At 41.7% G+C, this 10,291-nt stretch carries 5 protein-coding genes, 3 rRNA genes and 1 pseudogene; 6 read left to right on the forward strand and 3 right to left on the reverse strand.

The features are described 5' to 3' along the window. Positions 1-15: 15 nt before the first annotated feature. A 16S ribosomal RNA gene (locus ACYFX0_RS30765) occupies positions 16-1,567 on the reverse strand. A gap of 479 nt (positions 1,568-2,046) precedes the next feature. Here ACYFX0_RS30765 and ACYFX0_RS30770 point away from each other — a divergent pair. From ACYFX0_RS30770 to ACYFX0_RS30795, 6 genes and pseudogenes are all read left to right on the forward strand, one after another. After that, positions 2,047-2,760: a response regulator transcription factor gene (locus ACYFX0_RS30770; RefSeq protein WP_000652004.1), complete on the forward strand. Its 714-nt coding sequence runs from the start codon at positions 2,047-2,049 to the stop codon at positions 2,758-2,760. Beyond that, positions 2,750-3,763 carry a sensor histidine kinase gene (locus ACYFX0_RS30775; protein WP_000845349.1) on the forward strand — a complete coding sequence of 338 codons (1,014 nt, stop codon included), beginning with the start codon at positions 2,750-2,752 and terminating at the stop codon, positions 3,761-3,763. The genes ACYFX0_RS30770 and ACYFX0_RS30775 overlap by 11 nt, the downstream gene beginning before the upstream one ends. Before the next feature lie 68 nt (positions 3,764-3,831). Continuing rightward, the gene (locus tag ACYFX0_RS30780; protein ID WP_000074583.1) at positions 3,832-4,761 is read left to right on the forward strand and encodes an ABC transporter ATP-binding protein; all 930 of its coding nucleotides are present in this window, start codon (positions 3,832-3,834) and stop codon (positions 4,759-4,761) included. After that, positions 4,754-5,491 carry an ABC transporter permease gene (locus ACYFX0_RS30785; RefSeq protein WP_000247718.1) on the forward strand — a complete coding sequence of 246 codons (738 nt, stop codon included), beginning with the start codon at positions 4,754-4,756 and terminating at the stop codon, positions 5,489-5,491. Before ACYFX0_RS30780 ends, ACYFX0_RS30785 begins: the two co-directional genes overlap by 8 nt. A gap of 17 nt (positions 5,492-5,508) precedes the next feature. Further along, a complete protein-coding gene (uppP, locus tag ACYFX0_RS30790; RefSeq protein WP_106082605.1) occupies positions 5,509-6,306 on the forward strand; it encodes an undecaprenyl-diphosphate phosphatase UppP in 798 nt (265 codons plus the stop codon). Positions 6,307-6,662: 356 nt separating this feature from the next. Continuing rightward, positions 6,663-7,120: pseudogene (locus ACYFX0_RS30795) on the forward strand (ASCH domain-containing protein). A gap of 76 nt (positions 7,121-7,196) precedes the next feature. Here ACYFX0_RS30795 and rrf read toward each other — a convergent pair. Both rrf and ACYFX0_RS30805 read right to left on the reverse strand, forming a co-directional pair. Beyond that, positions 7,197-7,312, reverse strand: a 5S ribosomal RNA gene (gene rrf, locus ACYFX0_RS30800). A gap of 48 nt (positions 7,313-7,360) precedes the next feature. Then, a 23S ribosomal RNA gene (locus tag ACYFX0_RS30805) occupies positions 7,361-10,282 on the reverse strand. Between the last annotated feature and the right edge of the window lie 9 nt (positions 10,283-10,291).

Consider the following 10,291-nt stretch of genomic DNA (forward strand, 5'->3'; position numbering starts at 1 on the left):
ATCAATTCTCCATAGAAAGGAGGTGATCCAGCCGCACCTTCCGATACGGCTACCTTGTTACGACTTCACCCCAATCATCTGTCCCACCTTAGGCGGCTGGCTCCAAAAAGGTTACCCCACCGACTTCGGGTGTTACAAACTCTCGTGGTGTGACGGGCGGTGTGTACAAGGCCCGGGAACGTATTCACCGCGGCATGCTGATCCGCGATTACTAGCGATTCCAGCTTCATGTAGGCGAGTTGCAGCCTACAATCCGAACTGAGAACGGTTTTATGAGATTAGCTCCACCTCGCGGTCTTGCAGCTCTTTGTACCGTCCATTGTAGCACGTGTGTAGCCCAGGTCATAAGGGGCATGATGATTTGACGTCATCCCCACCTTCCTCCGGTTTGTCACCGGCAGTCACCTTAGAGTGCCCAACTTAATGATGGCAACTAAGATCAAGGGTTGCGCTCGTTGCGGGACTTAACCCAACATCTCACGACACGAGCTGACGACAACCATGCACCACCTGTCACTCTGCTCCCGAAGGAGAAGCCCTATCTCTAGGGTTTTCAGAGGATGTCAAGACCTGGTAAGGTTCTTCGCGTTGCTTCGAATTAAACCACATGCTCCACCGCTTGTGCGGGCCCCCGTCAATTCCTTTGAGTTTCAGCCTTGCGGCCGTACTCCCCAGGCGGAGTGCTTAATGCGTTAACTTCAGCACTAAAGGGCGGAAACCCTCTAACACTTAGCACTCATCGTTTACGGCGTGGACTACCAGGGTATCTAATCCTGTTTGCTCCCCACGCTTTCGCGCCTCAGTGTCAGTTACAGACCAGAAAGTCGCCTTCGCCACTGGTGTTCCTCCATATCTCTACGCATTTCACCGCTACACATGGAATTCCACTTTCCTCTTCTGCACTCAAGTCTCCCAGTTTCCAATGACCCTCCACGGTTGAGCCGTGGGCTTTCACATCAGACTTAAGAAACCACCTGCGCGCGCTTTACGCCCAATAATTCCGGATAACGCTTGCCACCTACGTATTACCGCGGCTGCTGGCACGTAGTTAGCCGTGGCTTTCTGGTTAGGTACCGTCAAGGTGCCAGCTTATTCAACTAGCACTTGTTCTTCCCTAACAACAGAGTTTTACGACCCGAAAGCCTTCATCACTCACGCGGCGTTGCTCCGTCAGACTTTCGTCCATTGCGGAAGATTCCCTACTGCTGCCTCCCGTAGGAGTCTGGGCCGTGTCTCAGTCCCAGTGTGGCCGATCACCCTCTCAGGTCGGCTACGCATCGTTGCCTTGGTGAGCCGTTACCTCACCAACTAGCTAATGCGACGCGGGTCCATCCATAAGTGACAGCCGAAGCCGCCTTTCAATTTCGAACCATGCAGTTCAAAATGTTATCCGGTATTAGCCCCGGTTTCCCGGAGTTATCCCAGTCTTATGGGCAGGTTACCCACGTGTTACTCACCCGTCCGCCGCTAACTTCTTGAGAGCAAGCTCTCAATCCATTCGCTCGACTTGCATGTATTAGGCACGCCGCCAGCGTTCATCCTGAGCCAGGATCAAACTCTCCAATAAAGTTAGTTTGTCTAGCATCTAAAAATAAAAATTGACGTTTCACGTTGTTTGTTTCGTTCAGTTTTCAAAGAACTACTTGGTCGCTCATTTGCGACTCCCTTATGTTAACATCTTCGTTAGTTAATGTCAACTAAGTTTTTTATTTCGTTTGTCGCTTGCGACGTTAATGTCATCGGCGACTTGTTCTATATTACACTTCATTTGTATAATCGTCAACATCTTTTTATAAAGATATTCAAGTTAATATTTTTATGCTCTTTTAACTAGACACGTCTCTATAGGATTTCATTATCGGAGCACGCTTTCTGCTTCTCTTTAATTTATTCTTCCAAACATATTCGAGTTAATTTGAGCTCTAGACTTAAATCGTGCGGACGTTTCCCTCCAACAAAACTAGCAACCTTATTTTAACAAATACTAGTATATAATTAGAGAGTTGTTGTACTATCAATAAAACTCTATTAGAAGCAGGTGAAAATATGAAAGATATACGTATCCTTTTAGCAGACGACGATAAAGAAATCCGAAATTTATTAAAAATATATTTAGAACGAGAATTATATATGGTAGACACTGCAATCAACGGCGAAGAAGCCTTGCATTTATTTAATCAAAATAACTATAACCTCGTTATATTAGATCTTATGATGCCCAAAATAGATGGAATCGAGGTATGTAAAAAGCTTAGATATAAAACTAACGTACCTATATTAATGCTCACCGCTAAAGATCACGAAATTGATAAAATTTTAGGCTTAAGCATTGGTGCTGATGATTACATTACAAAACCTTTCAGCATTCACGAAGTAATTGCACGAGTAAAAGCTCTTATGCGGCGTTTTTTAGTTCTTGGAAGTAGCAATACTGCTCAAGAAAAAACAACTTTATCTTTTAAAGGACTAACTTTCAATCTAAATACATACACAGTTCATACAAATAAAGAAGAAATTAACTTAACCGGAAAAGAACTGGAACTATTAAAATTCTTTACTTCAAACCCAGGACAAGTATTTACAAAAACACAGCTCTTCCAAAACGTGTGGGACGATAATTATATAGAAGATGACAATACCGTTATGGTACATATTCGAAAACTTAGAAAGAAAATAGAAATCGACCCTTCCAATCCAAAATTCATTCAGACTATATGGGGAATTGGTTATAAGTTTGTAGGTGAAAAGCTTGAAGACTGATAAAACCCTCTCCCTTATTACATTACAACTTATCATTTGTGGGATTTTAAACATACAAATGGAACCAAGATTAAAAATGTCTTTATTTATAATCCTTATCTTAATTACAATTTATCTCTTCTTTTCAAGAATACAATTCATTCAACATCGCAAGGCAATGGATACTAAATTAAGTCGTGTACTAAAAGGAAACTTACAAACGAGATTATTCACAAGCAATGACCACTCATTACATAATATCGTTTTTTCAATAAACGAGCTAATAGCTAAATTAGAGCAAGTTCAGATTGAAGCCAAAAGATCCGAGGAATCCAGAAAACAACTTTTGTCTAGTATCTCCCACGATATACGAACACCACTCACCTCCATCATCGGATATATAGATGCTTTAAAAGATGGGGTTGCTGTTTCTGAAATAGAAAAACAAGAATACCTTAAAATACTTTATATGAAATCAAATAACTTAAAGCACCTAGTTGATGAAATATTCAATATGGCGAAGCTAGACGCTAATGAATTTCCACTAAAAGAAGAAGAACTCGACTTTTCTGAAGTTACTAGAGAAGTTTTGATTGAATTTTTACCTGAGCTCTCAAAACATAACATCGAACTGCAAGTTCTCATACCAGAATCTACTTGCCCTATTATCGCAGACCATCTGAGCCTTATGCGGATTATGAGTAATTTAATGAAAAATGCCATTTATTACGGAAAGGATGGAAAAATAGTAGGAGTCGAACTACTAGAAACCGATAGAGAATATGAACTTCATATTTGGGACAAAGGCCCTGGTATTCCAAAGCATGATTTACAAAATGTGTTTGAGCGAATGTACCGAAGCGAACAATCAAGAAACTCCTCGTTTGGTGGTAGTGGTCTCGGGCTCTCTATTTCTAAAGCGCTCGTTGAGAGAAATGGTGGGCATATATGGGTTGAAAGCACTCCATGGAAACGAACTATTTTTGGCTTTTCTATTCCAAAACACAATACTTTTAAGAAATAGTTAAGAAATGATTAATATGCAGTTAAGCCTTCCTTTTTATGATGTAAGTAAGAACTTATAGAAAGCAGGTGTCTCCTATAAATACAATTATAAAAACGACTAACCTTACTAAAGTATATGGCAATCAAAAATCAGTAGATAATTTAAATATTAATGTTCAACAAGGGGAGATTTATGGCTTCATAGGCCGCAACGGTGCTGGTAAAACAACAACCATTCGTATGCTGCTTAGTCTTATAAAGCCTACAAGTGGAACGATTGAAATATTTGGAGAGAACTTATTCCAAAATCAAAAAGATATTTTAAGCAGAATTGGTTCTATAGTTGAAGTTCCAGGATTTTATGAAAACTTAACTGCAAAAGAAAACCTATTAATTAATGCAAAGATAATTGGGGTTCACAAAAAGAATGCTATCGAAGAAGCATTAGAAATAGTAGGCTTGCAGCATGAGACAAAAAAGTTAGTAGGAAAGTATTCTTTAGGAATGAAGCAACGCTTAGGAATTGCACGCGCTCTTCTCCATTATCCCGAGCTACTCATATTAGATGAACCAACTAACGGACTAGACCCTATTGGTATTAAAGAAATGCGAAAACTTATTCATTCTTTAGCTCAAGAAAGAAATATAACAATACTCATTTCTAGTCACATATTAGCCGAGGTAGAACAGTTAGTCGATCGTATCGGAATTATTCATGAAGGAAAGTTACTAGAAGAAGTTTCTCTTGATACGCTACGTAAAGCAAATCGTAAGTACATAGAGTTTCAAGTGAATAATGACAATAAAGCTGTGATGTTATTAGAAAATCATCTTCAAATTTTTGATTATGAAGTACACGATGAAGGGAATATTCGTATTTACTCTCATTTTGGACAACAAGGATACATAAATAGAACATTAGTTCTTAATGGTATTGAAGTATTAAAAATGATGATAAGTGAAGATAGACTAGAAGATTATTTCACCAAACTAGTTGGAGGTGGAACAATTGGTTAATCTACTCTATACAGAACTCTTAAAATTAAAACGCTCTAATATGTTTTTAATTAGCATTATTGGTGCTGGTGTCGCACCTTTCTTAGTTGTAGTAGCCTCTTATATACATATAAAAACAAAACAGCCAACTCCGACTATTTGGTTCCATCAATTATTCACTGATGTTAACTTATATACTACTTTAGTTATAGGATTCCCCTTATATGGAGTAGTGGTTGCATATTTGCTTACCCGCGAATATGCAGAAGATACACTAAAAAATTTACTAACTATCCCCGTGTCGCGCATTAGCTTTATTATAAGTAAATTCATCATTCTCTTTCTTTGGATCATGATGCTAACTTTAGTCGCTTGGACACTTACTTTAATATTAGGGCTATTGGGGAATTTCCCTGGTTTTAACATTGCTTTACTTTTAAGTTCTTTCCTAGAATTTTTAATATGTGGTGGACTTCTCTTTCTATTGTCTTCACCTATTGTACTACTAACTCTTGTCATGAAGAGCTATGTACCGCCCATTATATTAACAGTCATTATTACAATGACCAATCTTATGCTCGTAAACTCCAAGCATAAAGATTTATTTCCGTGGACCGCTACTCTAGATATCGCAAATAATGAATTACAACCGACATATCCACCAGAGTATTCTTATATCATCATTGCAGTAACAACAATTTCCGGATTTATTGCAACACTATTCTATTTTAAAAAAGTAGACATTCATTAATTTATAGGAGTGAAACTATGAGCGATATCATTATTGCCTTCATACTCGGTATTGTAGAAGGATTAGCTGAATTTTTACCTATATCTTCTACTGGCCACCTTATATTAGTCGGGCATTTATTAGACTTTGAAGGAGAAAGAGCAAAAACGTTTGAAATTGTTATTCAGCTAGGCGCAATTTTAGCTATTGCAATTTTATATCATAAACGTCTCGTTTCTCTATGTAATATTAAGCCTCTTCTACGGAAAGAGAAAAAATTCAACGCGTTTCATGTATTTCTTGGCGTATTTCCGGCAGTAGTGGCTGGTTTGCTACTACATGATATTATTAAAACATACTTATTTCAGCCATACACTGTTGTGATTGGACTTGTAGCAGGTGCAATTCTTATGATCTTTGCAGAAGTAAAAAAGAAAGAGGCAACCGCCTATTCACTGGACGATTTAACATACCGTCAAGCTTTAACAATTGGATTATTTCAGTGCTTAGCAGTATCCCCTGGCTTCTCTAGAGCTGGCTCTACTATCTCTGGAGGTCTATTAGCAAAAGTAAATTATAAAACCGCATCCGAGTTCTCTTTTCTAATAGCTCTTCCTGTAATGGTTGGAGCTACAGGCTTAGACTTACTAAAAAGCTCGGAGTATTTAAGTGTCGATGACATCCCTATGTTTGCGGTAGGATTCATTACCTCTTTTACCGTAGCGATGCTAGCGGTAGTAACTTTTCTAAAGCTTTTAGAGAAGATAGGTTTAAAACCTTTTGCATACTATCGTATTTTGTTGGCTATCTTATTTACGCTTTTCGTATTACTATAGATTCATATAAGTCACATATCATTAAACTGATATTCAATTTTAGAATATCGGTTTTTTATCTATTTCAACTCTAGTACTACTCACTTCAATATGGCATAGTGATAATAAGCTACCATTAATAGTCTGAACGTTCTTTAAGTAACTATATCCTTTATCATAAAATGCAATTGGAAAATTAAAGATCCCATATATATACAGAACATATTTACAAACCATATTCATTCCACATAGTATCTTTTTAATTTGCAACACACTGATACAAATTTCAAATGAGCACAAAGACAGAATAAGTAAATAAATAAATTTCCTAGGAATTATAAAGCGACTAAATTTAATTAGAGTGAGGTGACGATAAAATGAATCAATTAGCACAGACATATTGGAATACTTATTGGGGAAACAACAAAAAACCAGAATCTGTTATAGCTTGGCAATTTGGAGATTCCCCTAATTATCTTGCACAACTAGTAATTGACGGTATTAAAACTGCTACATGCTCCGGTCACATTTTTTATGAATTAGAAAATGAACCGCTACCGACCACTAATGATTATAGTATTATACTTAATAGTAATGATGAACCTGTAGCTATTATTAAGATAATAGAAGTAACTGTAACACCAATGAATGAAGTAAGCGAAGAATTCGCTATCGCTGAAGGCGAAGGAGATCGTACTTATAATTACTGGAGAGACACCCATGTTCGTTTTTTAAAAAGGAACTAAATGAGCTTGGTCTTAATTTCTCTGAAGATATGTTACTCGTCTGTGAGCGTTTTGAACTTGTTGATGTGAACAATAAAGTGAAATTATAAAAAACTGAGATTTACCACCCATTCTTATTTTTATAAAACACAAAAAAGACAAGTCATTCTGACTTGTCTTAAAGTTGCTTGGCGACGTCCTACTCTCACAGGGACAAGGTCCCAACTACCATCGGCGCTAGAGAGCTTAACTTCCGTGTTCGGTATGGGAACGGGTGTGACCTCTCTGCCATCATCACCAAACTATGAAGGCATATTCCTTCAAAACTAGATAACATTGCTACATATTATATGGTTAAGTCCTCGATCTATTAGTATTCGTCAGCTCCACATGTCACCATGCTTCCACCTCGAACCTATCAACCTGATCATCTTTCAGGGATCTTACTAGCTTACGCTATGGGAAATCTCATCTTGAGGGGGGCTTCATGCTTAGATGCTTTCAGCACTTATCCCTTCCGCACATAGCTACCCAGCTATGCCCTTGGCAGAACAACTGGTACACCAGCGGTGCGTCCATCCCGGTCCTCTCGTACTAAGGACAGCTCCTCTCAAATTTCCTACGCCCACGACGGATAGGGACCGAACTGTCTCACGACGTTCTGAACCCAGCTCGCGTACCGCTTTAATGGGCGAACAGCCCAACCCTTGGGACCGACTACAGCCCCAGGATGCGATGAGCCGACATCGAGGTGCCAAACCTCCCCGTCGATGTGGACTCTTGGGGGAGATAAGCCTGTTATCCCCGGGGTAGCTTTTATCCGTTGAGCGATGGCCCTTCCATGCGGAACCACCGGATCACTAAGCCCGACTTTCGTCCCTGCTCGACTTGTAGGTCTCGCAGTCAAGCTCCCTTATGCCTTTGCACTCTACGAATGATTTCCAACCATTCTGAGGGAACCTTTGGGCGCCTCCGTTACACTTTAGGAGGCGACCGCCCCAGTCAAACTGCCCACCTGACACTGTCTCCCGGGTCGATAAGACCCGTAGGTTAGAATTTCAATACAGTCAGGGCGGTATCCCACCAGCGCCTCCACCGAAGCTAGCGCTCCGGTTTCAATGGCTCCCGCCTATCCTGTACAAACTGTACCAAAATTCAATATCAGGCTACAGTAAAGCTCCACGGGGTCTTTCCGTCCTGTCGCGGGTAACCTGCATCTTCACAGGTACTATAATTTCACCGAGTCTCTGGTTGAGACAGTGCCCAAATCGTTACACCTTTCGTGCGGGTCGGAACTTACCCGACAAGGAATTTCGCTACCTTAGGACCGTTATAGTTACGGCCGCCGTTTACTGGGGCTTCAGTTCAGAGCTTCGCTTACGCTAACCCCTCTCCTTAACCTTCCAGCACCGGGCAGGTGTCACCCCCTATACTTCGCCTTACGGCTTCGCAGAGAGCTGTGTTTTTGCTAAACAGTCGCTTGGGCCTATTCACTGCGGCTTTCCGTTAAGAAAGCACCCCTTCTCCCGAAGTTACGGGGTCATTTTGCCGAGTTCCTTAACCAGAGTTCTCTCGCACACCTTAGGATTCTCTCCTCGCCTACCTGTGTCGGTTTGCGGTACAGGCACCTTTTATCTCGCTAGAAGCTTTTCTTGGCAGCGGGGAATCAAAGACTTCGCTCCATAAGGAGCTTCCCCATCACAGCTCAGCCTTTACGATAAGCGGATTTGCCTACTTATCAGCCTAACTGCTTGGACGTGCACAACCAATCGCACGCTTCTTCTATCCTTCTGCGTCCCTCCATTGCTCAAACGATAAAGAGGTGGTACAGGAATATCAACCTGTTGTCCATCGCCTACGCCTGTCGGCCTCGGCTTAGGTCCTGACTAACCCTGAGCGGACGAGCCTTCCTCAGGAAACCTTAGGCATTCGGTGGACGGGATTCTCACCCGTCTTTCGCTACTCATACCGGCATTCTCACTTCTAAGCGCTCCACCAGTCCTTCCGGTCTGACTTCACTGCACTTAGAACGCTCCCCTACCACTGATACCATTGGTATCAATTCGCAGCTTCGGTGGTGTATTTAGCCCCGGTACATTTTCGGCGCAGAGTCACTCGACTAGTGAGCTATTACGCACTCTTTAAATGGTGGCTGCTTCTAAGCCAACATCCTAGTTGTCTAAGCAACTCCACATCCTTTTCCACTTAATACACACTTTGGGACCTTAGCTGGCGATCTGGGCTGTTTCCCTCTTGACTACGGATCTTATCACTCGCAGTCTGACTCCTAAGGATAAGTCATTGGCATTCGGAGTTTGACTGAATTCGGTAATCCGATGAGGACCCCTAGTTCAATCAGTGCTCTACCTCCAAGACTCTTACACTTAAGGCTAGCCCTAAAGCTATTTCGGGGAGAACCAGCTATCTCCAGGTTCGATTGGAATTTCTCCGCTACCCACACCTCATCCCCGCACTTTTCAACGTGCGTGGGTTCGGGCCTCCATTCAGTGTTACCTGAACTTCACCCTGGACATGGGTAGATCACCTGGTTTCGGGTCTACGACCACGTACTAAACGCCCTATTCAGACTCGCTTTCGCTGCGGCTCCGCCTCTTCAGCTTAACCTTGCACGGGATCGTAACTCGCCGGTTCATTCTACAAAAGGCACGCCATCACCCATTAACGGGCTCTGACTATTTGTAGGCACACGGTTTCAGGATCTCTTTCACTCCCCTTCCGGGGTGCTTTTCACCTTTCCCTCACGGTACTGGTTCACTATCGATCACTAGGGAGTATTTAGCCTTGGGAGATGGTCCTCCCAGATTCCGACGGAATTTCACGTGTTCCGCCGTACTCAGGATACATTCAAGAGAGAACGAAGTTTCGACTACGGGGTTGTTACCCTCTACGACGGACCTTTCCAGGTCGCTTCGTCTACCTCGTTCCTTTGTAACTCCGTATAGAATGTCCTACAACCCCAAGAGGCAAGCCTCTTGGTTTGGGCTATGTTCCGTTTCGCTCGCCGCTACTCAGGAAATCGCATTTGCTTTCTCTTCCTCCAGGTACTTAGATGTTTCAGTTCCCTGGGTCTGTCTTCCATACCCTATGTATTCAGGTAAGGATACCATACCATTACGTATAGTGGGTTTCCCCATTCGGAAATCTTCGGATCAAAGCTTACTTACAGCTCCCCGAAGCATATCGGCGTTAGTCCCGTCCTTCATCGACTCCTAGTGTCAAGGCATCCACCGTGCGCCCTTTCTAACTTAACCAAACTAAAA

This window comes from Bacillus sp. NEAU-Y102, from assembly GCF_054788175.1.

Coding starts and splice junctions, on each gene's coding strand:
- uppP (WP_106082605.1), top strand. CDS start 5,509: ATGAGCGATATCATTATTGCCTTCATACTCGGTATTGTAGAAGGATTA.
- ACYFX0_RS30770 (WP_000652004.1), top strand. CDS start 2,047: ATGAAAGATATACGTATCCTTTTAGCAGACGACGATAAAGAAATCCGA.